Below are 25,042 nucleotides of genomic sequence, written 5' to 3'. Positions count from 1 at the left end.
GTGGGCTGACGACATGGCCGTCACCGGGCGTCTCGCCCTGCTGGTGGCCCTCGGCGCGCTGGTCGTGGGGCTGCTCGTCCCGTCGCTGCTCGGGGTCCTGGTCGTGTCCGGGGCGCTCGCGCTGCTCGCGGTCGTGGACGCGCTGGCGGCGGTCCCCGTCGGGAGCCTGCACCTCGACCGCGAGCAGGACCCCGCCCGCGCGACGACCCTGCGTCTCGGGACCTCGCTCGAGGTCGCGCTGCGGGTGGCCAACCCCGGCCGCCGCCGGGCGAATCTCGTGCTGCGCGACGCCTGGGAGCCCTCCGCGGGCGCGCTGCCCGCGCGGCACCGGCTCGTCGTGCCGGCGGGGGAGCGGCGCCGGGTGGTCACCACGCTCACCCCGACCCGCCGCGGCGATAGGGACGCGGTCCGGGTCACCGTCCGCTCGCTGGGTCCCCTCGGGCTCGCCGCGCGCCAGGGCGGGCGTGCCGTCCCGGCCCGCGTGCGGGTGCTCCCGCCGTTCGGGTCCCGGCGCCACCTGCCCTCCCGGCTGGCGCGGATGCGCGAGCTCGACGGCCGCCGCGCGATCCAGGTGCGGGGCCAGGGCACCGAGTTCGACTCGCTGCGCGAGTACGTCGCGGGCGACGACGTCCGCTCGCTCGACTGGCGGGCCTCGGCGCGCTCCACCGAGCTCGTCGTGCGCACCTGGCGCCCCGAGCGGGACCGCCACGTCCTCGTCGTGCTCGACACCGGCCGCAGCTCCGCGGGCCGGGTCGGCGATGCCCCGCGGCTCGACGCCGCCCTGGACACCGCGCTCCTGCTCGCCGCGCTGGCCTCCCGCGGGGGCGATCGTGTCGACCTCCTCGCGCTCGACCGCGAGGTCCGGGCCTCGGTGCTCGGGGCGACGGCGGGCGATCTGCTGCCGGCGCTCGTGACGGCCATGGCGCCGCTGGAGCCGCGGCTGGTCGAGACCGACATGCGTCTGCTCGCCGCGTCCGTCCTCGCCCGCGCCGGACAGCGCAGCCTCGTCGTGCTCGTCACGGGTCTCGACGAGGCGGCCGTGGCCGAGGGCCTCGACCCGGTGCTCGGGAGCCTGCTGCGCCGGCACACCGTGCTGCTCGCCGCCGTCGACGACCCGGAGCTCGCGACGATGGCCGCCGGGCGCGGGGACGCCGAGGCCGTCTACACGGCGGCGGCCGCCGAGACCGCCCGCGCCGCCCGGCGCCGGACCGCCGAGCGCCTCGGCCGCCGGGGCGTCGAGGTCGTCGACGCGGGGCCCGAGGAGCTGCCGCCTGCCGTTGCCGACCGCTACCTCGCGCTCAAGGCGGCGGGGCGGCTCTAGTCAGGCGTGCGGGAAGTCCTCCCCGGTGAACGGCTTGGGCTCGACCATGACGAGCCAGTTGCCGCAGCTGTCGCGGAACACGGCCTCGACGCCGTAGGGGCGCTCGGCGGGCTCCTGGACGAACTCGACGCCCAGCTTCGCCAGCCGCTCGTGCTCGCCACGGCAGTCGTCGGTCGAGAGGCCGATGCCGCCCATCGACCCCGCCGCGAGCGCGCGGCGGACGGCACCGGCCATCTCCTCGGTCAGGGGCGGGCCCGGCACCATGAGCGTCACCTGCAGCTCGGGCTGCTCCGGGTGCACGACCGTCACCCAGCGGAAGCCCTCGCCCATCGAGATGTCGGTGCCCTCGACGAAGCCGAGGACGTCGCAGTAGAAGCGTTTGGCCTCGTCCTGGTCGGTGACGTAGACGGTGACGAGCGAGACGTTGGTGATCATGCGGAGGATTCTCCTCGCGTGGCCCCGTCGACCGGCTTCTCGCGGATTGCTCGGTCGCTCAGCCCGTGCATGAGCACGAAGCACCCCGGGATGCGCGGCGGGCCGGTCCGCGCCCACCGCGCCTGGTACTCCGACGGGCTGGCGCCGACGAGCCGGCGGAACCGCGTCGAGAACGACCCGAGCGACTCGTAGCCGACGAGCCAACACACCTCGGTGACGGTGAGGTTCGTGGCGCGCAGGAGATCCTGCGCGCGCTCCACGCGCCGCTCGGTGAGGTACGCATGGGGCGTGAGCGCGTAGGTGCGGGCGAAGCAGCGCAGGAAGTGGTACTTCGACAGGCCCGCCGTCGCGGCCAGGGCGTCGAGGTCGAGGGGCTGCGCGTAGTCGCGGTCGATGCGATCGCGCGCGCGACGCAGCCCGACGAGCAGGTCCTCGGGGACGGTGTTCATGTCGGGAGCGTGTGACCGCGGCGGTCGGTGGCGAGGTCGGCCAGCGCGGGCGCGGACGGGCCGTGGCGGCGCACCAGCACCACGCCCCACAGGACGTACGCCGCGAACCCGGCCTCGGCGAGCACCCCGATCCCGATCCGCGCGGCGGTCGGCAGCCCCGAGGGCGTCACGAACGCCTCGATCACCCCGGAGATCAGCAGCAGCACGGCGACCCCGAGCGCCATCCCCGCGGTGGTGCGCCCCTGCCGGGCGAGGGACTCCGAGCGCGTCAGCGGTCCCGGGTCGATCCAGGACCACCCCAACCGCAGCCCGGCGCCCGCCGCGACGAACAGGGCCGTGAGCTCCAGCAGGCCGTGCGGGGTGATCAGGCCGAAGAACAGGTCCGCCCGGCCGTTGGCGGCGAGGATCCCGCCGGAGAGCCCGACGTTGACGACGTTCTGCAGCAGTACCCAGAGCACCGGCAGGATCAGCACGCCGGTGATCAGGCAGACGGCCGCGAGCCAGGCGTTGTTGGTCCAGACCCGAGCCGCGAACGACGACGCCGGGTCGGAGCTGTAGTAGGACGCGAAGTCCTCCTCCACCAGCCGCCGCGTCTCCTCGGGCGGGAGCAGGGCCGCCTGGACGTCGGGGGAGCGGGCCACCCAGACCCCGACGGCGACCATCACCACCGAGCTGACCGCCAGCGTCGTCAGCCACCAGCGCCAGGACGACGCCAGCGCCACCGCGAAGCCGACGGTGGCGAACCGCGTGAGGTCGCGCCACGAGGGGCCGGCCGAGCCGGTGATCGCCGTGCGGGCGCGGGCGACCAGCGTCGAGAGCCGCGCCACCAGCGCCGGGTCGGGCGACGTCGAGCGCACCACCGAGAGGTGGGTGGCCGTCCGCTCGTAGAGCGCCACGGCCTCGTCGACCTCGTCGCCGGTCCAGCGGCGCCGGTCGAGCAGGGCCGCCAGGCGGTCCCAGTCGGGCCGATGGGCCGCCACGTAGGCGTCGACGTCCACACCGCCGATCCTTCCACCGAGCACGACGCTGGCACGATGGCCGTCGTGGACCGCGTGGTGATCGGGGAAGCGGTCGAGCTGGACGTGCGCACCGCCCGCCTGCCCAGCCGGGCGCTGGGCCTCGCGCTCGACGTCCTGATCATGCTGGTGCTGTTGCTCGCCGTCCTGCTGGTGATGTCGGCGGTCGGGGCGGACGTCGACCCGGCGCTCGCCGCCGCGGTCTCGCTGGTCACCACCGTCGGCGTGTTCGTCGGCTATCCGCTGCTGTGGGAGACGCTCACGCGCGGCCGCTCCCCGGGGAAGTACGCGATGGGGCTGCGGGTGGTGCGCACCGACGGCGGGCCGATCGTGTTCCGCCACGCCCTCGCCCGGGCGCTCGCCGGGTTCATCGTCGACTTCGGGCTGTTGTCGCTGTTCACGGGCCTGATCGGGATCGTGGTGTCGGCGAGCACGGCCCGGGGACAGCGGGTCGGCGACCTCCTCGCCGGCACGGTCGTCGTCCGCGAACGGCTGCCGCGCACGGGCCTCGAGAGCCTCCCGCCGCCCGACCCCGGGCTCGCGGCGTGGGCGCGGGGCTGCGAGCTCTCCCGCCTCCCCGACGACCTGGCCCTCGCCGCCCGCCAGTTCCTCGTGCGCGCCCCGCAGCTCGCGGGCGGGGTGCGGGCGTCGCTGGCCGAGCGGCTCGCGGCCGACGTCTCCGCCCGCGTCGCCCCGCCCCCACCGCCCGGGGTGCCGCCCGAGCCCTACCTCCTCGCCGTCCTGGGCGAGCGCCGCCGTCGCGAGACCGACCGCCTCACGGCCGGGGCGGCCGCGGCACCGCGGGGGAGCGGACCACCGGGGTGGGCACCGGCGGTCCCGGCGGGCGCACCCCCCGAGGCGCCGCCGACGACCACCCCGTCGGGCACCCCGTCGAGCCCGGAGGAGCCCGCACCCTCGCCGGGCGGCTTCGCCCCACCCGGCTGAGGCGGAGTCCCGTCCGACCCGACCGCGACGCTTCGGAAACCGAAGCGTTCTCGTCGACCCTCATGGAGCTCGGCCGAGCTCCCGGGTCCCGACCGACCCCACCTCGTCGAACCCCATCGGGCCTCCCGGAAACCGGACGACCCGGTCGAGACCCTTCGAGAACCGGAGCCATCGCCGCACCCGCGCCGACCCCCTCGACGGTCCACCGCGACGCGCTTGTCACGATCGCGGTCGTGCCCTCCGAGCCCGTCGCGCCACCCACCGACGCCGGCACCGTGCGGCGTCCGGGCATCGTCGTGGCCGCGCCGGTGCTGGGCGCGATGGCCCTGGTCAGCGCGTGGACGGGCTGGGGCGGGCTGGCGCTGGGCCTGCTCGCGGTCGTCGTCGCCCTGGCTGCGCTCGCGCGCCTGCGCGGCTCCCGGGACGCGAGCCGCCGCGGCCCCCTCGCCGGGCTCGCGCTCGGTCTCGTCGCCGTCGGGATCGCGGTCGTCGTGGAGTGGAGCACCCTCGCCGGGGCCGTGACCTACCTCGAGACCGGCGGCGTGCGAACCCTCGACGAGTGCATGCGCCAGGCGCCGAACGAGAAGGAACAGCACGTCTGCAAGTCCCAGCACCTCGACGAGTACCGCGCCCGGTACCCGAGCGAGATCGACCCGTGACGCGGCGCCCTGGACTCACGGGGGCGATCGCGGGGGCCTTGCTCGGGGTCCTCGCCGCCGCGGTCGCGGTGCTCGTGCGCGGGCCCGTCGGCTACCCGGAGCTCGGGCTGGCCGATCCGGGCCTCGCCGTCCGCGTCGCCGTCCCGGTGCTGCGCACGGTGGTCGACCTGGCCGGCGCGGCGACGGTCGGCGGGCTGCTCGTCGCCCTCGTCATCGCGACACCGGCCACCACCCCGCCCGCCGGCGGCGAGCCGTTCACCCCGCAGGGCCGTCGGGCCCTGGGCGTCGCGCGGTGGGCCGCCTGGGTGGGGGCGGCCGGCGCGGCGCTGTCGGTGCCCGCGACGCTCGCGGACTCGGCGGGCGGCGGGCTCCCGCGCGGGCCGGATCTCGTGACGGTGATGCTCGCGCGCGGTGAGCCGGTGAGCTGGCTGGTCGCCGCCGCCCTCGGGGTGGCGACGGCCGTGGCCGCCGGCGAGGTGCGGCGCTGGACCGGGGGCGCCGGGGTCCTCGGACTCGCCGTCGCGGCCCTCCTCGTCCCGGTCGCGGCCGGGCACGCCATGGACGGGGTGGGTCACGACCTCGCCCTGCCCGCGCTCGCGGGCCACGTCGTCGCGGCCGCGGTGTGGACGGGGACCCTCGGGGTGCTCGTGGTCCTGCGCCTGCGCGATCCGCGGGCGACCTGGCGCGCCGCCCGCGTCGGCACGGCCGCGGGGGTCGCGACGATCGGGTCGGGGGCCGTGGCCGCGGCGGTCGCCCTGCGCGGCGCCCCGGACGGCGGCACCGACTACACGGCCCTGGTCCTGCTCACCGCGGCACTCGGCGTCCTGGCGGGCGCAGCGCTGTGGCGCCGGCGGACCGGACGCGTGACCCGGTCCGTCGAGCTCGCCGTCCTCGCCGTCGTCGTCGGGCTCTCCGCGGTCGCGACCCGCGCGGTCCCGCCCGTGCAGGCCCCGGGCGCGACGAGCACCCCGACCGCGGTCCTCGGCTACGGCCTGGCCGTCGCGCCGGATCCGGAGGTGCTCGCCACCTCCTGGCGTCCCGACCTGACCGCCCTGGTGCTCGCCCTGACCCTCGCCGCGCTCTACGCCGGCGGGCTGCGCCGCCTCGCCGCCGAGGGCGCGCGGTGGCCGGCGGGGCGGTCGCTGGCGTGGTTCGGCGGGTGCGCGCTGCTGGTGGTCGCGACGTCGTCGGGGCTGGGGCGCTACGGCCCGGCGGTGCTCAGTGTCCACGTCGCGGGCCACATGCTGGTGGCGACGGCCGTCCCCCTGCTCTGGGCGCTCGGCGCGCCGATCGTGCTGGCCCGCCGCACCCTGCGCGAGGCCTCGCCCGGCGGTCCGGAGGGCCCGGCGGAGTGGCTCGAGCACGTCCTCGCCGCGCCGACCCTGCGCCGGGCGAGCCACCCGCTCGTCGCCCTCGTGCTCGTCGTCGCCTCGCCCGTGCTGCTCTACCTGACCCGGGTGTTCGCGCTGACCCAGCCGCTGGGCTGGCTGCAGCCGCTGATGACGCTGTGGTTCGTGGGGGTCGGCGTGCTGTTCCTCGGCCCGCTGGTGGGCGGCGCGCCGGAGGGCCCGGGCCTGCCGTATCTCGCGCGGCTGACGTTCCTGCTGGCCTCGATGCCGGTGCACGCGCTCGTCGGGCTCGCCCTGCTGGCCACCGACCGTCCCGTCTCGCGGACGCCGGTGCTGCCCGCGGACGGGGGCAGCGGGCAGGTGTTCGTCGACGACTTCTTCGTGCGCCTGCGCCTGCCGTGGGCGCCGGACCTGCTCGCCGACCAGCACCTGGCCGGGGTCCTGACCTGGCTGCTCGGCGACCTCCCGCTGCTCGCCGCGGTGGTCGTCGTGCTCGTCGCGTGGTCCCGCCAGGGCCGCACGGGGGAGGCCGAGCTGCTGGTGGGTCTCGGATCACGCTGAGCTGTCCCACGATGTGGGAGGGATTTCCTGCGGAATGGGCACCGATCGCGTAGACAAGAACCCGTGCGCTCCCGTCGACGCTGGGCCGTCCTCGCTGCCGGAGTCGCCGCCCAGACCGCGGCGTCCGCGGTCGTGTACGGCGTCCCGTTCCTCGTGCCCATGCTGCGCGACGAGCGTGGGCTCTCCCTCGCCGCCGTCGGCGTGGTGGTCGCCGCGCCGACCCTCGGGCTGCTCATCGCGCTGATCGGCTGGGGTGCCGTGGTCGACCGGGTCGGCGAGCGCCTCCCCATGGCGGCCGGGCTCGGGGCCTGCGGCGTGGTCACCGGCGTGCTCGCGCTCCTCGCGCCGCAGTCGATCGCCGTCGCCGTCGGCCTGCTGGTGCTCGCCGGGATCGGCGCGGCCTCGGTCAACGCCGCGAGCGGGCGCCTGATCATGGGCTGGTTCGACGTCGACGAGCGGGGGCTCGCGATGGGGATCCGCCAGACCGCCCAGCCGCTCGGGGTGGCCGCCGCCGGGCTCGCGCTGCCCACGCTCGCGCTGCGCGAGGGCTCCTTCGCCGCGCTGGGCTGGCCCGCGCTCGCCTGCCTGGTCTGCGCGGTGCTCGTCCTGGTGGTCGCCGCGGACCCGCCCCGGGCGGTGCGCGCACCCGGCGACGCCCCGCCCGCCTCGCCCTACCGCAGCGTCGTCCTGCCGCGGGTGCACGCGGCGAGCGCGCTGCTGGTGCTCCCGCAGTTCGCGATCTCGGCGTTCTCGCTGGAGTACCTCGTGCGCGAGCAGGGATGGGCGCCCGCCGCGGCCGGGTTCTTCGTCGCGGGCGCCCAGATCGCGGGCGCCGGCGGACGCATCGCCAGCGGCTGGTGGTCCGACCGCGTGGGCTCCCGCCTGCGCCCGATGCGCCAGCTCGCGGTGGCCAGCGCCGCCGTCCTGCTCGTGTTCGCGTTCGGCGACCTGACCACCGGGATCATCGCGGTCGCCGCCATCGCCGCCGGCTCGATCATCACCGTCGCCGACAACGGTCTCGCGTTCACCGCCACCGCGGAGATCGCCGGCACCGCCTGGTCCGGGCGGGCCCTCGGCGTGCAGAACACCACCCAGAACATCGTCGCGACGGCCGCGCCGCCGGTGCTCGGCGCGGTCATCGGCGTCTCGAGCTACGCGGCGGGCTTCGCCCTGGCCGCCCTCGCCCCGCTCGCGGCCATCGTCGTGACCCCCGTCGCCGCCGAGCCCGTCCCGGAACGGGTCGCCGCGCGCGCCGCGGCGGCGTCCGACGGAGAATGATCGGGTGCGCTGGACCCTCCGCCGCGCGGTCGACGCCGACGCCCTGCGCATCGGGGAGATCACCGTCGCGGGCTGGCGGCACGCCTACCGCGGGATCGTCGCCGACGAGCGGCTCGACGCCCTCGACCCGGCCGAGATCGCCGAGGTCCGCCGGACCGCGATCGCCGCGCCCGAGCCGATGGCGGTGTTCGTGGCGGACGACGATCAGGGCCGGGTGCAGGGCTACTGCACCGTCGGTCCGTCGCGCGATCCCGACCTCGCCGGCGACACCACGGAGATGAGCGGCGTGCTGTACACCCTCTACCTCGACCCCGAGGTCATCGGCACCGGCGCCGGCGGCGCGCTGCACGACATCGGCGTCGCGCACCTCGCGGCGGCGGGCTTCGCCCGGGCCACCCTGTGGGTCTACACCGCGAACACGAGTGCCCAGGCGTTCTACGCCCACCGCGGCTGGCGCCCCGACGGCGAGCCCTACCAGGGGCCCGGGTGGTCGGCGCCCGCCACGCGCTGGGCGCTCGATCTGTCGAGCTGGGTCTGCCTCTAGAGCAGGAAGCGGAAGGCCGGCGAACCCGGCTCCAGCGCCTCGATCTGCAGCGGCGAGCGGGCCATGCGCTCGAGCAGGGGCTCGAGGTCGTCGCGCGACCCGATCTCGACACCCACGAGCGCCGGGCCGGACTCGCGGTTGTCCTTCTTGACGTACTCGAAGCGCGTCACGTCGTCGTCCGGGCCGAGCACCTCGTCGAGGAAGCGGCGCAGGGCGCCGGGCTCCTGGGGGAACTCGACGAGGAAGTAGTGCTTGAGGCCCTGGAAGCGCAGCGAGCGCTCGATGACCTCGGCGTAGCGCGAGACGTCGTTGTTGCCCCCGGACAGGACGACGACGACGGTCTCGCCCGGCACGAGGTCCAGGCCCGGCCCGTCGGGGCGGATCGCGGCGCCGGCCAGGGCGCCCGCGGGCTCGGCGATGATGCCGTCGGTCTGGTACAGCGAGAGCATCTCGGTGCAGACCAGGCCCTCGTCGACCGCGACGAGCTCGGCGCCCGAGCGGCGGATCAGCGGGTAGGTCACCGCGCCGGCCTTGCGCACGGCGGCGCCGTCGACGAACCGGTCGAACCCGTGCTCGTCGAGCACCACCGGGCTCCCGGCGTGCAGGGCGGCGGCCACGTTGCGGGCGCCCGCGGGCTCGACGCCGACGACGCGGGTGCGCGGGTGGGTGGCCTGCAGCCAGGTGGCGGTGCCGGCGAGCAGGCCGCCGCCGCCCACGGGCACGACGATCGTGTCGGGCGCCCGGCCGAGCTGCTCGACGATCTCGGCGACGACGGTGGCCTGGCCGGCGACCGTGCGGCTGTCGTCGAAGGCCGGCACCAGCGTCGCGCCGGTCTCGTCGGACCATCGCGTGGCCGCGGCCGACGACTCGTCGTAGGTGTCGCCCTCGACCACCAGGTCGATCATCTCGCCGCCGAGCGCGACGATGCGCTCGCGCTTCTGGCGCGGGGTGGTCGACGGGATGACGACCCGCCCGTGCACCCGGTGCGCCGCGCACGCGAACGCGAAGCCCTGGGCGTGGTTGCCGGCGCTCGCGCACACGACGCCCGCGGCCCGGGCCTGGTCGTCGAGCTGGCTGATGAGGTTGTAGGCCCCGCGCAGCTTGTAGGAGCGCCCGACCTGGAGGTCCTCGCGCTTGAACCACACCTCGGTGCCGGTGGCCGCCGACAGGCGGATGTTGCGCTGGAGCGGGGTGCGCTCGGCGATGCCCGACAGACGCTCCGACGCCTCGAGGACCTGCTTCTCGAACGTCGGACCGTCGCCGCGCGCCATCGTCATCCCGATTCCTCGTCACCGATTGATCCATCGATGGTAGGTGTCCCCGGCGTCCGGGCCGGGGTCCACCCCGAGGGATCCCCGGGTCGCGTACGTCGGAACGCTGACGACGACGCCCCGGCGCACCCCTAGCGTGACCGGGGTGACCCCGAACGTCCGGTCGTGGTGGCCGCGGCCCACCGACGTCGTGCTGGCCGCGGCGCTGGGCGCGGCCACGATCCTGGGCACGGCCCTGACCGCTCGGCCGGACGACCGACCGTGGTGGCCCGGCGGCGCGGCGCTGATCGTCGCCGCCGCGCTCGCCCTCGTCTGGCGTCGCCACGCGCCGGTGACGGTGCTCGCCTCGACCCTGCTCACGGTGGCGCCCTACTACTGGATGGGCTACCCCGACGGGCCGGCGTCGTTGATGGTCGCCGTCGCCATGTACACGGTCGCCACCCGGCTCAGCTGGCCCCGGTCGGTCGGGATCGGCGTCGTGCTGTTCGTGGTGTGGCTCGGGCTGGAGCGCGTCGTCTCGTTCCGCGAGGACGTCGTCGCGCCCCCCGACCGCGACCGCCTCCTGTGGATCGTCGTCACGGTGGCGGTCGGCGTCGGGGTCGGCGGGCTGCGCCGCGGCCAGAACGAGGCCGCCGAGCGCGCCGAGGAGCAGGCCCGTCGGCGGGTCGAGCAGGAGCGGCTGCGCCTCGCCCGGGACGTGCACGACGTCGTCTCGCACAGCCTCGCGATGATCGCGGTGCAGGCGGGCGTCGGCGCCCACGTCGCCGATCGGCGCCCGGAGCAGGCCGTCGCGGCGCTCCTGGAGATCAAGGAGGCGAGCCGGTCCGCGCTGGCCGAGCTGCGCACCACCCTCGCCGTGCTGCGCGAGCCGGAGTGCCCGGAGTCCTCGGGCCTGGAGCGCCTCGACGAGGTCGCCCGGGTCGCGCGGCTCGCGGGCGTCGGCGTGGAGGTGCGGGGGAGCCCCGGCACCCTGGCCACCCGCGTCGACGACGCCGCGTTCCGCATCGTGCGCGAGGCCGTCACCAACACCGTGCGCCACGCCCGCCACGCGCGGCGGGTCACCGTGGACCTCGAGCGCGACGCCGCCGAGCTGCGGCTGCGGGTCGTGGACGACGGGGGACCGGCCGGCGAGATCACCCCCGGCAACGGGCTGCGGGGCCTCGCCGAGCACGCCGCGGTGCTCGGCGGTCGCTCGTCGGCGGCGCCGGGTCCCGACGGCTTCGTCGTGGAGGCCGCGCTCCCACTCGTGGGGACGACGCTCACGGGGACGGCGCTCACGGGGACGGCAGCCCGGTGATCCGGGTCGTGCTGGCCGACGACCAGCAGCTGATCCGCGCCGGCCTGCGCGTCCTGCTCGAGACCGAGGACGGCTTCGCGGTGGTCGGCGAGGCGGCCGACGGCGCGCAGGCCGTCGCGCTCGTCCGCGAGACCCGTCCCGACGTGGTCGTCATGGACGTGCGGATGCCGGGCGTCGACGGCCTGACCGCCCTCGACACGATCGTCGCCGACCCCGCGCTGGCCGGGACCGCGGTGCTGGTGCTGACCACCTTCGACCTCGACGAGTACGTCTACCGCGCCCTGCGCGCCGGGGCGGCGGGGTTCCTGCTCAAGGACGGCGAGCCCGCCGACCTCGTCCGCGCGATCGCCCTCGTCGCCCGCGGCGAGGCGCTGCTCGCGCCCGCGGTGACCCGACGGCTCATCGCCGAGTTCGCGGGCCGCCCGGAGCCGCGGGTGCCCGCGGCGCGCCTCGACGTCCTCACCCCGCGCGAGCGGGAGGTGCTCGCGCTCGTCGGCGGCGGACTGACCAACGACGAGATCGCCGCCCGCCTGGTGATCAGCCCGGCCACCGCCCGCACCCACGTGGGCCGCCTGCTGACCAAGCTCGACGCCCGCGACCGCGTCCAGCTCGTCGTCGTCGCCTACGAGACCGGGCTGATCACCCCGAGGTGCGCTGCGCGCATGTGAGCAGTTTCGAGTGCTCCAGCACTCCGAAGTGCTCACATGCGCGCAGCGCACCCTCAGGGTCCCTACGCCCTCGGGCGTACGTCGCGGACACGTCGTCGCGACGACGACCGCCACCCTCGCCCGCCGCGACGCTCTTCGTCGTGTCCCCGTTGTCCCGCCGCCGCTTCCTGGGCGCCACGCTCGCCGCCGCCGGCGCCGTGGCCGTCAGCTCCGTCGCGGGGTGCGCGAACGGCAACCCCGGCATCCGCGACCTCGGAGCCTCGCCGCGCCCCCTCGCGATCCCGCCGCTCGCGCCGTCCACCCGCGACGCCGCTGGCCGGCGGGTCGTCGAGCTCGTCGCCGCCCCCGGCACGAGCTCCTTCCTCCCCGGCGTCGCCACCCCGACCTGGGGCTACGGCGGCCTGCCGTTCGGCGGCCCCACGGTGCGGGTGGCGCGCGGGGACGACGTCGTGCTCCGGGTGACCAACCGCCTGGCGGGGACCACGACCACCCACTGGCACGGGGCGAGCGTGCCCGCTCGCGCCGACGGCGGCCCGCACCAGCCGATCGCCCCCGGCGCCACGTGGGAGGCGTCCTGGCGCGTCGACCAGCCGGCGGCGACGCTCTGGTACCACCCGCACCCCCACGGACAGACCGAGCGCCACGTCCTCCGGGGGCTGTTCGGGTTGTTCCTGGTCGACGACGACATCCCTGCCGCCCTCCCGTCCGACTACGGCGTCGACGACGTGCCGCTCGTCCTCACCGACCGCAGCTTCGCCCCGGACGGGTCCTTCGACGAGCAGCACCGCAACTCCGTCGGCCTGCTGGGCGACACGGTGCTGGTCAACGGCACGATCGCGCCGTACCTCGACGTCACCACGACCCGGGTGCGCCTGCGCGTCCTCAACGCCTCGTCGGCGCGCAGCTACCGGGTGGCCGTGGACGACGAGGCGCCGCTGACCCTCGTCGGCACCGATGGCGGTCTGCTCCCGGCGCCGCGCACGGTCACCGGCGTCGTGCTGACCCCGGGGGAGCGCGCCGAGGTCGTCGTCGACGTCGCCCCCGGCCGCCGTCGGGTGCTCCGCTCGCTGTCCCACGACCTGGGGGCGGTCAACGGCGTCACGCGCGCGGCGGGAGCGGACGACTCCTTCGACCTGCTCGAGCTGCGGCCCGCCGCCCGGCTGACGACCTCGCCCCCGGTGCCCGCTCGCCTGTCCCGCGAGACCCCGCTCGCGGAGGGCGGCCGCACCCGCCGCTTCGTGCTCTCGAACAACCGGATCAACGGCCGGGCGATGGACATGTCCCGGATCGACGAGGTCGTCCCGGCCGCGGCGACGGAGATCTGGGAGTTCACCAACCGGCACACGCTGCCGCACAACATGCACGTCCACGACGCCCGGATGCAGGTGCTCGAACCGGACGTCCCGGCGGGCGAGCGCGCGTGGAAGGACACCGTCGCCGTGCCCCCGTCGACCACCGTCCGCGCACTGGTGCGCGTCGGCCCGCACACCGACCCGGAGGTGCCCTACATGCTCCACTGCCACCTGCTGCGCCACGAGGACGACGGCATGATGCTGCAGTTCCTCGTCGTCGGCGCCGGTCAGCGGGCCGCGACGACGATCGCGGGCCACGACCATGGTTGATCGCCTGGCCGTGGGCCTCTTCCGGATCGTCGCCGTGCTGCACGCGGCCATGACCGTCGTCCAGGCCGTCGCCGCCGGCGGCATCCTGCAGGCCTCGGTGGTCGGGCTGATCGTCCACCAGGCCGTCGGCGGCACGTTGCTGCTGGTCGCGACGGTGCAGGTCCCGCTCGCCGTGCTCGCCTGGCGACCCGGCCGGCTCCCGGCCTGGCCGATCGGGGTCTCGGCGGCGCTCGTCGTCGGCGAGGTCGCGCAGGTCGCCCTCGGGGCCACCGGTGTGCTCGCGGTGCACGTCCCGCTGGGCGTCGCGATCGTCGGCACCGCGGTGCCGCTGGCGGTCTGGGCGGTGCGGGCCCGGCCACACGTCATGATCGCTCCGGGTGCTCTCGCAACCCGATGACATCGGGTTCCCGGAGCACTCGGAGGGATCACGCGACGAGGGCCGCCACCACGACCGCGAGGATCGCGTCGGGGTCGCCCTCGATCTGGTGCCGGTCGATGCGGAGCACCGTCCACCCCGCGAGCACGAGGGCGTTCTGGCGGGCGTGGTCGCGGCGGAACGCCGGCAGGTCGCGGTGGTAGGCCCAGCCGTCGATCTCGACGACGACACGGACGGCCGGGAAGGCGAGGTCGAGCACCGCGGTCCCGTAGCCCGGGAGCACGACGTGGTGGTCGGCGAGCCAGCCGGTGATGCCCGCCGCGCGCAGGAGGTCGTGGGCACGTCGCTCGGCTTCGGACCGCGCGCCGCCGGCGGCGAGCGCGAGCAGACGCGCGACGATCGCCGAACCCGGCCGACCGAGACGCGAGCGGTGAGCGCGCCGCAGGCCCTCGAGGGTGACGCGCCCCGAGAGCAGGGCCCGATCCATGAGCGCCGCGCCGCCGTGCAGTCCCCGCTCCGCGGCGGCGTCGACCACGGCGTACGCCTTGGGGACCACCGGCACCCCGTGCTGGATGGTGCGTGCCCCCTCGAGGGCCCGCCGCACGACCTTCACGTCGATGCGTGAGCGGACACGATGCTCCGGTGGCACGGCGAAGCGCAGGACCTCGGGAGGTTCGTCGAGCAGCCGCCACCACCAGGCCGCGCCAGCCCCGATCAGCGTGGCGCCCGGTCCCAGCCACAGCGACGCCGCCCGCACCCGGACCCTCGGTCCGAGCGCATGCGCCGCCGACAGGTACACGCACGGCCACAGCAACGTCCACAGTCCCCGGGCGAGTCGGTGGTCGATCGCCGCACCTGTGAGGCCACAGGCGAGTGCCTGGGCGCGGGAGACCACTCCGTCCTGACGGCGAAGGAGAGCGGCGAGATCGTTCTCGGTGTCCATACGCCGGTTCGACGCAGCGCTCCTCCTGCCGGATCCCTCGTGCTGACGGCCATGATCCGCGGGGTGCTCCAGGGACCCTGTCACATCGGGTTCACGGAGCAGCCGGAGCGATCTCGTCTCGACGGCGCCCCTCGGGCCACCGTCGGTCGGCACCCCGCCCCGCACCCCCGGAGCGGGCGGGGAGCAGTCGATATCCTCGACAGCGCACCGCGAGACCCACCCCGGGGAGAGGACGTATGAGCGAGACGATCGAGTTCCAGGCCGAGGCCCGTCAGCTGCTCCAGCTGATGATCCACTCGATCTACTCCGACAAGGACGTCTTCCTGCGCGAGCTGGTGTCCAACGCCTCGGACGCGCTGGACAAGGTCCGGCTCGCGAGCTACGTCGACAAGGACGTCGCGGTCGAGACCGACGACCTCCACGTCGACCTCGTCACCGACGCCGAGGCGCGCACGCTGACCGTGCGCGACAACGGCATCGGCATGACGCGCGAGGAGGTCGTCGAGCTCATCGGCACCATCGCGAAGTCCGGCACCGCCGAGATGCTGCGGCAGATGAACGAGGCGGAGTCGGCCGGGAGCAAGGAGCAGACCGCCGAGCTGATCGGCCAGTTCGGGATCGGCTTCTACTCGAGCTTCATGGTCGCCGACCGCGTCGAGATGACCACCCGCAAGGCCGGCACCGCCGAGGGCGTGCACTGGGAGTCGGCGGGGGAGGGGACCTACACCCTCGAGCCCGCCGCGGATGCCCCGCAGGGCACCGCGATCACCCTGCACCTCAAGCCCGAGGACGCCGAGGACTCGCTGCACGACTACGCGAACCCGGACACGGTGCGGCGCATCGTCAAGCGCTACTCCGACTTCATCACCTGGCCGATCCGGCTGGACCCGGGCGAGGAGGAGGGCTCGCAGGAGCCCGTCAACTCCCGCAAGGCGCTCTGGGCGCGCTCGCAGTCCGAGGTCAGCGACGAGGAGTACGCGGAGTTCTACCGCCACGTCTCGCACGACTGGCAGGAGCCGCTGGAGACCATGCGGCTCTCCGCGGAGGGCACGTTCGAGTACCAGGCGCTGCTGTTCCTGCCGAGCCACGCGCCGATGGACCTGTTCATGCGCGAGCACAAGCGCGGCGTGCAGCTCTACGTCAAGCGCGTGTTCGTCATGGACGACTGCGAGGCGCTCGTCCCCGAGTACCTGCGCTTCGTCAAGGGCGTCGTCGACGCGCAGGACCTCTCGCTCAACGTCTCGCGCGAGATCCTCCAGCAGGACCGCCAGATCCAGATGATCCGGAAGCGGCTGGTCCGCAAGGTCCTGCAGACCGTCAAGGCGATGCAGGAGAACGAGCCCGAGAAGTACGCGACGTTCTGGCGCGAGCTCGGGAAGGCCGTCAAGGAGGGCCTGCTCTCCGACCACGACAACCAGAAGGCCATCCTCGACATCTGCTCGTTCCCGTCGACGCACAGCGCCGACGAGCCGACGACCCTCGCGGCCTACAAGGAGCGCATGCCCGAGGGCCAGGACTCGATCTACTACGCCACCGGCGACTCCCGCTCGGGACTGGAGAACTCCCCGCACCTCGAGGCGTTCCGTGCGAAGGGCTACGAGGTCCTGTTGCTCACCGACCCCGTCGACGAGGTGTGGGTCGACGCGGTCTCCGAGTTCGACGGCACCCCGCTGGCGTCGGTGGCCAAGGGCGAGGTCGACCTGGGCGACGAGAAGGAGACCCCGGAGGGCTTCGACGACCTGCTCTCCTGGATGGGCACCGAGCTCGCCGAGGAGGTCAAGGAGGTGCGCCTGTCCTCGCGCCTGACCACCTCGCCGGCCTGCCTGGTCGGCGACCCCGGCGACCTCACCCCGACCCTGGAGAAGATGTACCGGGCGATGGGGCAGGAGCCGCCGAAGGTCAAGCGGATCCTCGAGCTCAACCCGTCGCACCCGCTGGTCACCGGCCTGCAGTCCGCGCAGTCGGAGGGCAAGGCGGAGAAGGACCTCGCCGAGCTGCTCTACGGCATGGCGCTGCTCGCCGAGGGCGGCGACCTCGCCGAGCCGGCCGCGTTCGTCACGACCCTGGCCGCGCGCCTGCAGAAGGCCCTCTAGTGGCCGACTCCGTGCTCCTGGGCGTCGACAGCTTCGTCGCCCGCGTCACCGACCCGTCGACCGGACGCGAGATCGGCCCGGAGGAGCGCTTCGAGCACCTCCTGGAGGAGATCGCGCTCGCCGACCGCGTCGGCCTGCACTCCTACGGGATCGGCGAGCACCACCGCAGCGAGTACTACGACGCCGCGCCCCCGGTGATCCTCGCCGCCGCGGCGGCGCGCACCGATCGGATCCGCCTGCGCAGCGCGGTGACGGTGCTGTCCGCCGCCGACCCGGTCCGGGTGTTCCAGGAGTTCGCGACGATCGACCTCATCTCGCGCGGCCGCGTCGACCTCGTCGTCGGCCGTGGCTCGTTCGTCGAGGCGTTCCCGCTGTTCGGGCTGGCGTTCGAGGACTACGACGAGCTGTTCACCGAGAAGCTCGACCTGCTCCTGAAGATCAACGAGTCGCCGGTGGTGACGTGGTCGGGCCAGCACCGCCCGGCCCTGACGAACCAGCCCGTCTACCCGCGGCCGTCCCAGGAGCGCCTGCCGATCTGGGTCGGCGTCGGCGGGACGCCCGAGTCGTTCGCGCGGGCCGGGCTGCTCGGCCTGCCGCTGATGATCGCGATCATCGGGGGCGAGCCGAAGCAGTTCGCCCCGCTCGTCGACCTCTACCGACGCGCGGGCGAGCACGCCGGGCACCCGCCGGAGGCGCTGCGGGTGGGCCTGCACTGCTTCGGCTTCCTCGGCGACGACGTCGCCAAGGCCACGAACTCCTTCTACCCGGGGTGGGAGGAGATGTTCACGACGGTCGCCGCCGAGCGCGGCGGGATGCCGCCGACGCGGCGCGCGTTCGACGCCATGCGCGGCCCCGACGGCGCGTTCTTCGTCGGCGACCCGCGCACCGTGGCGGAGAAGGTCCTGCGCGTCTCCGAGCAGCTGGGCGGCGTGGAGCGGATCAACCTGCAGATGACCAACCCGCGCCTGGCGCACGAGGATCTCCTGCACTCGATCGAGCTCCTGGGCACCGAGGTCACACCGCTCGTCGAGAAGGGCTAGACGAGCCCCTCGTAGTCGACCACCGCGCCCGGTGCCTCGTCGCTGCCCGGGACGTCCTGCCCGGGCGCGGTCTGGTCGGCCTTCGCGACCTCGACGGTGACCTCGGCCGGACCGGGGTCGGGGAGGCCGAAGCGCAGCGGGAAGGTCCGCTGCTCTCCGGGAGCCAACGCCCCGGACGGGCCGTCGTCGACGGCCGGCGCCTCCCGGTCCTCCGTCGCCCCCGGCGGCCCCGGCACCGAGGCGTCGAACCCGAACCGGGACAGGTCCTCGGCCACCGGGGTCCCGTTCCGGACGGTGACCGTCACCTCGAGGGAGCGCGGGAACGGCGCGCCGGCCACCGCCGCCCCCGCGACCGGAGCGGACACGGTCACCGCGTTGCCGTCGGCGAAGACGTGCGTCGCGCCGAACGCGAGAACCGGGGCGTCGGGCGTCTCCGGGGACGCGGCGTCGTCCTCGGCGGGCTCCGCCGAGGCGGCCGGACCGGGCGCCGACGAGGGCGCGGGGACCGGGGGCGACCCCGAGCCCGACGCGCAGCCCGCGCCGAGGACGAGCACGGCCGCCGCCAGGGCCGCCGCGACGGCGTGGCCGCTCCTCGATCTCATCGATGTCCCTCCGTCGTCGCCGCCATCTCACGGGCCGGGTTGCCGCCCCACCGCTCGCCCGGGGGCACCTCCTCACCCTTCATGAGGAAGGTGTCCGGGGCGAGGACGGCGTCGTCGCCGACCGTCGTCCCGTAGTGCACGAAGGCACCGACCCCGAGCGTGACGCGTGCACCGATCCGCACGTGGTCGGACTTGAAGGCGCCGTCCTCCTGCGAGTGGCCCTGCAGGACGGTGCCCTCGTTGAAGGTGCACTCGTCGCCGATCACGGTGAAGGTGCGCTCGGTGAGGTTCACGCCGTCGTCGAAGACGCGCGCGCCGATCCGGACGCCGAGCATCCGCCAGACCAGGTTCTTGTAGGGCGTGCCGTTGAACAGCATCACCCAGTCCGGGAGGGCGACCTTCCAGAAGCGCTCGTGGCGCCAGAAGGCCCGGTCGTAGATCGACCGCCCCTCCGGGGCCCGGCACTGGAGCCCGGCCACGCTCCGCTCCACGAGCACCAGCCACAGCGACCCCCACACGAGGATCACCAACTGTGCGGCCAGCATCTCCAGGGCGCCGAGCCGGACCGGTACGGCGGCGATGCAGGCGACGATCGCGGCCATCCCGAGGACGAGCCACCAGCGCACGAGCAGGTGCAGCGCCATCGTCACACCGTTGTGCCGGTTCTTGCCGGCCACGCCGCGGGCCAGGTCCTCGGGGCTCCGGTCGAGGGCGCTGTCCCGGGCGACGGTCCGCGGGATCTCGAACGCGGGGGAGCCGAGCAGGCCGACGCCCTCCCGGACCGGACCGTCGATCGGGACCATCACCTTGGTGGCGAGCAGGCAGTCGTCGCCGGTCCGGCCCTGCGCCGGGTAGGCGATCCGGTTGCCGAGGAAGTTGCGGGCGCCGATCGAGGTGCGTGACACCCGGAACGAGGTGGCCGAGTAGTCGGCGTTCATCACCGACAGCCCGTCCGCGACCACCGTGCCGGCGCCGACGTGGGTGAGGTACGGGCTCTCGTGCTTCACCGCCATCCCGAAGTTGGACCCGGTCTGGACCAGGGGACGCATCCGGTAGCCGAGCCGCCCGAGGTAGTGGGCGATGGCCGAGCTGTCGCCGAAGAGGTAGGTGAACGCCATGACGTTGGTCAGCGCCGCCACCGAGCGGTGCAGCCAGAAGCGCACCCCGTAGAGGGGGTACACCCGGTCGGCCCGCACCCCGAGGGCGAGCAGGCGCGGCAGCGTGAGCACGATCAGCAGGCCCACGAGCAGCAGACCGAACACGGCGATCACCGACACGATCAGCGTCTCGGTCCAGAACAGGCGGCTGGTCAGCGCGTCGGGCCCGGGCTCGATGATCGCCCGCAACTGGGGGATCTCCATCAGCAGCAGGGCGGCCCCGCCGATGGCGACGGGCAGGAGGACGGCGAGCAGGACCGCCAGCGAGACCAGCGAGTAGACGACCTTGCGGAGCCTCCCGCACGGCAGCGGGGCCACCGTCGGGAACGTCGTGTCGGTCGGCCGCGCAGGCGACCCCTGCCAGGTCTCGCCCGCGGGCACGGCCTGCCCGCGGTGCAGGGACGAGGCGTGGCCGACGGTGGCGTCGTCGCCCACCGCGGTGTCGATGTCGAGCACCACGTTCTCGCCGACGACGGCGCCGGCGCCGATCGTCACCGCGCCGGTCCGGATCCGGCCGTCGTGGGCGCGATGGGTGGAGAGGAAGGAGTCCTTGCGGACCAGCGCGCCCGGCCCGACCGTGAGCAGGTCGGTGCACACGGGCACGTGCTCGGTGAGCAGCACGGCGCCCTTGCCGATCCGTGCTCCCAGGGCCCGGAGATAGAGCGGGTAGATCGGCGTGCCCGCGAACAGCACCAGCGGGTTCGAGCGCACCAGCGTCTTGACGATCCAGAGGCGCAGGTAGGCGACGCCCCAGATCGGGAACTCCCGCGCCCGCCAGCGGCCGACGAGCAACCACTTCAGCGCGATCGGCAGGAGCGACAGGACGGCGAAGCCGAAGGCGCCGACGGCCACGGCCCGCACGTAGAGGTGCACCTCGTCGGGCGCGACGACCATCCACTCGAAGGCCCAGGTCGTGATGGTCGCCGCCAGGAAGGTGTAGCCGAGGAAGAACAGCAGCTGGGCCGCGCCGCACAGGACGTAGGCGAGCCGCCCGGCCCGGCGCGGCGGGGGCTCGGCCTCGACGGTCGCCGGGACGAGCTCCGTGGTCGTGGCGGGGGCTGGTGTCGGGGTGAGGGCGGCGGCGAGGCTCGCGACGGTGGGGTGGGTGTAGACGTCCTTGATCGCGATCGAGGGCAGGTCGGGGTGCTTGCGGACCCGGGCGCAGAACTTGGCCATGACCATCGAGTCGGCGCCGAGGTCGTCGAAGACGTGGGCGTCGGTGGGGACCTCGCTGCGGTCGAGGACGCCGGCGAGCACCTCGGCGAGCAGCGCCTCGGTGCTCCCGGAGGCCGGTGTCGGGGCCGGTGTCGATGTCGATGTCGGGGCCGGCGCGAGGGCGGCGGCGAGGCTCGCGATCGTGGGGTGGGTGTAGACGTCCTTGATCGCGATCGAGGGCAGGTCGGGGTGCTTGCGGACCCGGGCGCAGAACTTGGCCATGACCATCGAGTCGGCGCCGAGGTCGTCGAAGACGTGGGCGTCGGCGCCGACCTCCCTGCGGTCCAGGACGCCGGCGAGCACCTCGGCGAGCAGCGCCTCGGTGCTCCCGGGTGCGACCGCGGGCCTCGGGGCCGGGCGCGACGACAGCGGCACCAGGACACGGGGCCGAGGCCGCGGCCGGGGCGTCGGGCGCGCCGGCCCCGGGGTCGTCGGCCTTCGCGACACGATCGTCATCGGCACCACACCGTGCGCGCGGTGCCGCCCGTTCCGGGGCGCCGCCGTGGCGGCATCGATCGCCACGGGGTCAGGCCGATCGGACGTCGGTGCCGACCTCGATGGGCGGCTCGAGGACGCCGTCGCCGAAGTGCTCGCCCAGCCACGACGGCGAGTAGACGGTGTCGAGGTAACGCTCTCCGAGGTCCGGGGCGATGGCGACGGCCGTGAGGTCGGCCCCGCCGTACCGGTCCAGCCACGCGGCGGCACCGCTGACGACGGTCCCCGTGGAGCCACCGAACACGTACCCGCGGCCGGCCAGCCGGTGGCAGGCGCGGATCGCGTCCTCCTCCTCGACGACGACCACGTCGTCGACGAGGGACGCGTGGAGCTGGGGCGGGGGCACGCTCATCCCGAGCCCCGGGATGAGCCGTCGACCGGGCGGGCCGCCGAAACTCACCGAGCCTGCGGCGTCGATGGCGACGATGTGCACCTGCGGGTGCCACCAGCGGAACCAGCGCGCGCAGCCCATCAACGTCCCGGTCGTGCCCGCGCCGACGAACAGGACGTCGAGGTCGGGGAACTGGCGGGCGATCGCGGGCGCCGTCGTGCGGTGGTGCGCCATCCAGTTGTTCGGGTTGGCGTACTGGTCGAGCCAGACGTAGCGCGAGCTGGACGCGCAGAGCCGCCGGATGTGATCGAGCCGAGCGCCGAGGAGGCCGCCGAGGGGGTCCGGCTCCGTGACGACGTGGACACCGCTGCCCAGGACCTGGATGAGGCGGCGGGTGGCGTCGTTGCACCGGGAGTCGGTCACGCAGAGGAACCGGTAGCCCTTGCTCGCGGCCGCCATCGCCAGGGCCACGCCGAGGTTCCCCGACGACGATTCGACGAGGATCGACCACTGGTTGAGCAGGCCCTCCCGCTCGGCCGCCTCGATCATCCCGACGGCCGCTTTCAATTTGATGGAGCCCGCGAAGTTGAATCCCTCGCACTTGAGGAACAGCGAGTGGCCGACCACGGAATGCAGGTCGACGAACAGGTCGTCCTCGTTGTACTGGAGAGGGTCGGAGATGATGGTCATGTCGCTTCCCTCCGTCGCGTCCGGTTGCGCACGGCCGTTTCCGCGGAATGGGCGCGAGCCCGTGCCCGGGAGCCCCCGCCACCCGGCGATCCGGGACGGGGTCGGCCGGCACGCCCGCGCGGACGAGAGGAGTGGTCTCCTCGCGGTCCCTCCATGACGCCCCCCGGTCGCACCACCGTGTGTCGACTGTCATGTTCCAGTTCACCGGCGACCCTGCGCCCGTTACTCCGTGTCCGAACTCCGTCTTTCATTCACTCGTTCGGACCTAGGAAACGATCGGTAGCAACGCTCAGTACTGCCGATTAGCCGTCGAACGAACACGAGCGGTCACGGTTGGCCTCACCTCGGCCGCGCGAACGGACGCGGACGACGCTCCAGAGCGCCGCCTCGCAGACCGATCCCAGGCGTTCGTGCGCCGTCTCTGCGGAGCGGGCTCGTCACTCTCCGTCCGTCCGGGCGGCTCGTCGAGTCGCCTGTCACCCGAGTGGGTCGTCACCGGCTTCGGAGCGATAACGATTCCTTGTCCGCGCCGCCGGTCGGGAGCACAGTCGACCTTCTTCCCCGGCGCGCGGAGTGGCTGCCTCGTCGAGCAGGCAGCGTCCTCGGTCCGGCGATCGGATCGGCGGCGGCCACCACGCAGAAATGGTGCGCCGGAGCGCCCGGAGCGACGGGGGGAGTGGGGGACACCGTGGTCGTCGACGACCTCGACGTGCAGGCGGCGGAGGCGTCGCAGGGTCATCCGCGAGCGCTCGAGGAATTGCTGGCCCGGCTCACGCCGATCGTGCACCGGTATTGCCGCGCCCGACTCGGGGGGCGCGAGCGGCCGATCATGTCGCCCGAGGATCTGACCCAGGACGTGTTGCTCTCCGTGATCACCGCTCTCTCTCGGTGGCGACGCGAGGACGGCCCGTTCCTCGGCTTCGTCTACGGGATCGCCGCCCACAAGACAGCGAACGCCTTCCGGTCGCTCGGCCGGGATCGCAGCGCGGCCACCTCGGACGTCCCCGAGCTGCTCGAGATCACCGAGAGCGCTTCGGGGCCCGAGCAGCTGGCGGTGGACGCCGCGGTCCGGCACCGGCTGCACCTCCTGCTCGAGCACCTCCCCGACCGGCAGCGCGAGGTCCTCCTCCTGCGCACGGTGGTCGGGCTCAGTGTCGACGAGGTCGCCGACGCCACGGGGATCACGCTCGGTGCGGTCCGCATCGCGCAGCACCGCGCGCTGTGCCGCCTGCGCCAGATGCTGGCGGTCGACGTCGCCGCCCGACGTTCGGGGCGGCGGGAGCCCGAGCCGACCGACCGGGATGTCTCCGGCACGCCGGTGGGTCATCGGGGTCGGGGGTGATCACCGGCGGGCACGAGCAGTGCCCCGGCGCGCCGTGTCCCCACGACTGGTGTCCCCTCGACGCCTGTCCCCACGACGAGTGGAGCGCCGGCCTCGCGGCGGACGACGCCCTCCTCGACGGCGTCGCCGCGGGCCGCGCCGTCGAGGAGCCGGTCGTCGGCGACCTGGACGAGGACGTGGAGCGGGAGCTCGCCGTCACCCTGATCGCGTGGCGGCGGTCCGTCCGGCAGCACCCGGAGACGTGGTCGGTGGACGTCGACCGGGCTGCCGTACTGGTCACCCGCGCCCGCGCGACCCCATCCCGCCCCCGGCGGCTGCTCCCCGGCAGCTCGGTGGCCGCCGCCGCCGTGGCGGGCCTCGTCGTGGTGCTCCTCTGGGGCACGCCGGGCCCGACCCCGGGAACCCGCGAGGCGGACGCGGTGGCGACGTCGGTCGACCTCGACCACGCGTCGGAGGCCCTGGAACGCGGCGATCTGGCGGAGGCGCGGATCGCGCTGGCCCGCGCCGAGCGCAGGCTGGCGGCGAAGTCGCAGGACCGCACCGCTACGCGGCTCCAGGTGCGATACCGGGCGCTCCACGACGAGGTCGACGCCGGCACGTCCCCGCAGAGTCGGACGCAGGGTCCGCAGGCCCGGTCCTCGCGGCGGAGCGAGGCTCCCGGGCCCATACCGCGCCGCTCGTCCCCCTCTCGGTCGTCCGGGTCCGCGTCGGACCGGGCGACCGCCGACGGTCCGTCGGCCGCCCGGTCCCGGGTCGAGCGTCGGGCCGAACGCCCCACGACGGAGCGGCCCCGGGCGGAGCAGCCCCGCACGGAACGTCCCCGCACGGAACGGCCCGCGACGGAACGTCCCCGCGCCGAACGTCCCCGCGCCGAACGCCCCCGCGCCGAACGCCCCCAGGCCGAACGTCCCCAGGCCGAACGTCCCCAGGCCGAACGTCCCACGACTGCACGCCCCACGACCGAACGCCCCACGACCGAACGCCCCCGAGCGGAGCGGACAGAGCAGTCCGGTCCGTCCCGTGGCACGCCGAGCGCGCCGGCGACCGACAGGGACGACCCCCGGCCCGGCGACGACGAGCCGGGCAGGAGCGGGCCGGCTCGTCCCGGGCAGGGCACGACGGGTCCGGCGGTCGCCGACCGGGACCGGGACAGCACCGAGCCGTCCGAGGCGGAGGAGCACGACGACCACGACGACGACCATGACGACGAGGACGACGACGACGAGGACGACGACGAGGACGACGACGAGGACGACGAGGACGACGACGACGACGAGGACGACGACGAGGACTGACGTCCCGGGGTGTCCCGCTCAGACCGACCCGGTGAGCAACAGCGCCGC

22 protein-coding genes are annotated in these 25,042 nt (G+C 74.7%); 14 read left to right on the top strand and 8 right to left on the bottom strand.

The features are described from left to right. Positions 1-13: 13 nt before the first annotated feature. Positions 14-1,321, top strand: a complete 1,308-nt coding sequence (locus PH191_RS12075) for a DUF58 domain-containing protein (protein WP_274194854.1) — start codon at positions 14-16, stop codon at positions 1,319-1,321. Here the strand turns inward: PH191_RS12075 and PH191_RS12070 are convergent, their stop codons facing one another. The 3 genes from PH191_RS12070 to PH191_RS12060 are packed head-to-tail and all read right to left on the bottom strand — an operon-like array spanning position 1,322 to position 3,203. Then, positions 1,322-1,756, bottom strand: a complete 435-nt coding sequence (locus PH191_RS12070) for a VOC family protein (protein WP_274194853.1) — start codon at positions 1,754-1,756, stop codon at positions 1,322-1,324. After that, positions 1,753-2,205 carry a helix-turn-helix transcriptional regulator gene (locus tag PH191_RS12065; RefSeq protein ID WP_274194852.1) on the bottom strand — a complete coding sequence of 151 codons (453 nt, stop codon included), beginning with the start codon at positions 2,203-2,205 and terminating at the stop codon, positions 1,753-1,755. Before PH191_RS12065 ends, PH191_RS12070 begins: the two co-directional genes overlap by 4 nt. Next, on the bottom strand, positions 2,202-3,203 hold the full coding sequence (locus PH191_RS12060) for a stage II sporulation protein M (RefSeq protein WP_274194851.1): 1,002 nt from the start codon (positions 3,201-3,203) through the stop codon (positions 2,202-2,204). The genes PH191_RS12065 and PH191_RS12060 overlap by 4 nt, the downstream gene beginning before the upstream one ends. A gap of 36 nt (positions 3,204-3,239) precedes the next feature. Here PH191_RS12060 and PH191_RS12055 point away from each other — a divergent pair, with 36 nt between their 5' ends. From PH191_RS12055 to PH191_RS12035, 5 genes are all read left to right on the top strand, one after another. Continuing rightward, positions 3,240-4,166, top strand: a complete 927-nt coding sequence (locus PH191_RS12055; RefSeq protein WP_274194850.1) for an RDD family protein — start codon at positions 3,240-3,242, stop codon at positions 4,164-4,166. A gap of 233 nt (positions 4,167-4,399) precedes the next feature. Beyond that, positions 4,400-4,825, top strand: a complete 426-nt coding sequence (locus PH191_RS12050) for a hypothetical protein (RefSeq protein ID WP_274194849.1) — start codon at positions 4,400-4,402, stop codon at positions 4,823-4,825. After that, complete coding sequence (locus tag PH191_RS12045) at positions 4,822-6,735, top strand: cytochrome c oxidase assembly protein (protein ID WP_274194848.1); 1,914 nt, start codon at positions 4,822-4,824, stop codon at positions 6,733-6,735. The genes PH191_RS12050 and PH191_RS12045 overlap by 4 nt, the downstream gene beginning before the upstream one ends. Positions 6,736-6,798: 63 nt before the next feature. Further along, positions 6,799-8,013: an MFS transporter gene (locus PH191_RS12040; protein WP_274194847.1), complete on the top strand. Its 1,215-nt coding sequence runs from the start codon at positions 6,799-6,801 to the stop codon at positions 8,011-8,013. A gap of 4 nt (positions 8,014-8,017) precedes the next feature. After that, positions 8,018-8,557 carry a GNAT family N-acetyltransferase gene (locus PH191_RS12035; RefSeq protein WP_274194846.1) on the top strand — a complete coding sequence of 180 codons (540 nt, stop codon included), beginning with the start codon at positions 8,018-8,020 and terminating at the stop codon, positions 8,555-8,557. Here PH191_RS12035 and ilvA read toward each other — a convergent pair. Next, complete coding sequence (gene ilvA / locus PH191_RS12030) at positions 8,554-9,834, bottom strand: threonine ammonia-lyase IlvA (RefSeq protein ID WP_274194845.1); 1,281 nt, start codon at positions 9,832-9,834, stop codon at positions 8,554-8,556. The two genes, PH191_RS12035 and ilvA, sit on opposite strands and share 4 nt — an antisense overlap. Positions 9,835-9,973: 139 nt before the next feature. Here ilvA and PH191_RS12025 point away from each other — a divergent pair, with 139 nt between their 5' ends. From PH191_RS12025 to PH191_RS12010, 4 genes are all read left to right on the top strand, one after another. Beyond that, complete coding sequence (locus tag PH191_RS12025; protein WP_274194844.1) at positions 9,974-11,125, top strand: sensor histidine kinase; 1,152 nt, start codon at positions 9,974-9,976, stop codon at positions 11,123-11,125. After that, the gene (locus PH191_RS12020) at positions 11,122-11,793 is read left to right on the top strand and encodes a response regulator (protein ID WP_274194843.1); all 672 of its coding nucleotides are present in this window, start codon (positions 11,122-11,124) and stop codon (positions 11,791-11,793) included. Before PH191_RS12025 ends, PH191_RS12020 begins: the two co-directional genes overlap by 4 nt. Before the next feature lie 140 nt (positions 11,794-11,933). Then, positions 11,934-13,415 (top strand): multicopper oxidase family protein, encoded by a 1,482-nt coding sequence (locus PH191_RS12015; RefSeq protein WP_274194842.1) that lies wholly within the window; start codon positions 11,934-11,936, stop codon positions 13,413-13,415. Further along, positions 13,408-13,812 (top strand): hypothetical protein, encoded by a 405-nt coding sequence (locus tag PH191_RS12010; protein ID WP_274194841.1) that lies wholly within the window; start codon positions 13,408-13,410, stop codon positions 13,810-13,812. Before PH191_RS12015 ends, PH191_RS12010 begins: the two co-directional genes overlap by 8 nt. 28 nt (positions 13,813-13,840) lie before the next feature. Here the strand turns inward: PH191_RS12010 and PH191_RS12005 are convergent, their stop codons facing one another. Further along, positions 13,841-14,590: an endonuclease domain-containing protein gene (locus tag PH191_RS12005; RefSeq protein WP_274194840.1), complete on the bottom strand. Its 750-nt coding sequence runs from the start codon at positions 14,588-14,590 to the stop codon at positions 13,841-13,843. 380 nt (positions 14,591-14,970) lie between these two features. On the opposite strand from PH191_RS12005, the gene htpG reads away from it, so the two are divergent. Beyond that, positions 14,971-16,827 (top strand): molecular chaperone HtpG, encoded by a 1,857-nt coding sequence (gene htpG, locus PH191_RS12000; protein WP_274194839.1) that lies wholly within the window; start codon positions 14,971-14,973, stop codon positions 16,825-16,827. Next, the gene (locus PH191_RS11995; RefSeq protein ID WP_274194838.1) at positions 16,827-17,867 is read left to right on the top strand and encodes an LLM class flavin-dependent oxidoreductase; all 1,041 of its coding nucleotides are present in this window, start codon (positions 16,827-16,829) and stop codon (positions 17,865-17,867) included. Before htpG ends, PH191_RS11995 begins: the two co-directional genes overlap by 1 nt. On the opposite strand, the gene PH191_RS11990 is transcribed toward PH191_RS11995, so the two are convergent. The 3 genes from PH191_RS11990 to sbnA all read right to left on the bottom strand — a co-directional run bounded on the left by PH191_RS11990 (position 17,864) and on the right by sbnA (position 22,357). Further along, positions 17,864-18,469 carry a hypothetical protein gene (locus PH191_RS11990; RefSeq protein WP_274194837.1) on the bottom strand — a complete coding sequence of 202 codons (606 nt, stop codon included), beginning with the start codon at positions 18,467-18,469 and terminating at the stop codon, positions 17,864-17,866. The genes PH191_RS11995 and PH191_RS11990 overlap by 4 nt on opposite strands. Next, a complete protein-coding gene (locus PH191_RS11985; protein ID WP_274194836.1) occupies positions 18,466-21,216 on the bottom strand; it encodes a Pls/PosA family non-ribosomal peptide synthetase in 2,751 nt (916 codons plus the stop codon). The genes PH191_RS11990 and PH191_RS11985 overlap by 4 nt, the downstream gene beginning before the upstream one ends. Positions 21,217-21,367: 151 nt before the next feature. Further along, entirely contained in the window at positions 21,368-22,357 is a 990-nt protein-coding gene (sbnA, locus tag PH191_RS11980; RefSeq protein WP_274194835.1) for a 2,3-diaminopropionate biosynthesis protein SbnA, read from the bottom strand. A gap of 688 nt (positions 22,358-23,045) precedes the next feature. Here sbnA and PH191_RS11975 point away from each other — a divergent pair. Both PH191_RS11975 and PH191_RS11970 read left to right on the top strand, forming a co-directional pair. Continuing rightward, complete coding sequence (locus tag PH191_RS11975) at positions 23,046-23,699, top strand: sigma-70 family RNA polymerase sigma factor (RefSeq protein WP_274194834.1); 654 nt, start codon at positions 23,046-23,048, stop codon at positions 23,697-23,699. Then, positions 23,696-24,994, top strand: a complete 1,299-nt coding sequence (locus tag PH191_RS11970) for a hypothetical protein (RefSeq protein WP_274194833.1) — start codon at positions 23,696-23,698, stop codon at positions 24,992-24,994. Before PH191_RS11975 ends, PH191_RS11970 begins: the two co-directional genes overlap by 4 nt. Positions 24,995-25,042 lie beyond the last annotated feature (48 nt).

This window comes from Actinomycetospora callitridis, assembly GCF_028737265.1.
Classification (GTDB): Bacteria; Actinomycetota; Actinomycetes; order Mycobacteriales; family Pseudonocardiaceae; genus Actinomycetospora; species Actinomycetospora callitridis.
Note: the sequence above shows the minus strand (reverse complement) of the source record. Positions and strands in the feature narration are given on the sequence as shown.

Coding starts and splice junctions, on each gene's coding strand:
- PH191_RS12075 (WP_274194854.1), top strand. CDS start 14: ATGGCCGTCACCGGGCGTCTCGCCCTGCTGGTGGCCCTCGGCGCGCTG.
- PH191_RS12070 (WP_274194853.1), bottom strand. CDS start 1,756: ATGATCACCAACGTCTCGCTCGTCACCGTCTACGTCACCGACCAGGAC.
- PH191_RS12065 (WP_274194852.1), bottom strand. CDS start 2,205: ATGAACACCGTCCCCGAGGACCTGCTCGTCGGGCTGCGTCGCGCGCGC.
- PH191_RS12055 (WP_274194850.1), top strand. CDS start 3,240: ATGGCCGTCGTGGACCGCGTGGTGATCGGGGAAGCGGTCGAGCTGGAC.
- ilvA (WP_274194845.1), bottom strand. CDS start 9,834: ATGACGATGGCGCGCGGCGACGGTCCGACGTTCGAGAAGCAGGTCCTC.
- PH191_RS12010 (WP_274194841.1), top strand. CDS start 13,408: ATGGTTGATCGCCTGGCCGTGGGCCTCTTCCGGATCGTCGCCGTGCTG.
- htpG (WP_274194839.1), top strand. CDS start 14,971: ATGAGCGAGACGATCGAGTTCCAGGCCGAGGCCCGTCAGCTGCTCCAG.
- PH191_RS11990 (WP_274194837.1), bottom strand. CDS start 18,469: ATGAGATCGAGGAGCGGCCACGCCGTCGCGGCGGCCCTGGCGGCGGCC.
- sbnA (WP_274194835.1), bottom strand. CDS start 22,357: ATGACCATCATCTCCGACCCTCTCCAGTACAACGAGGACGACCTGTTC.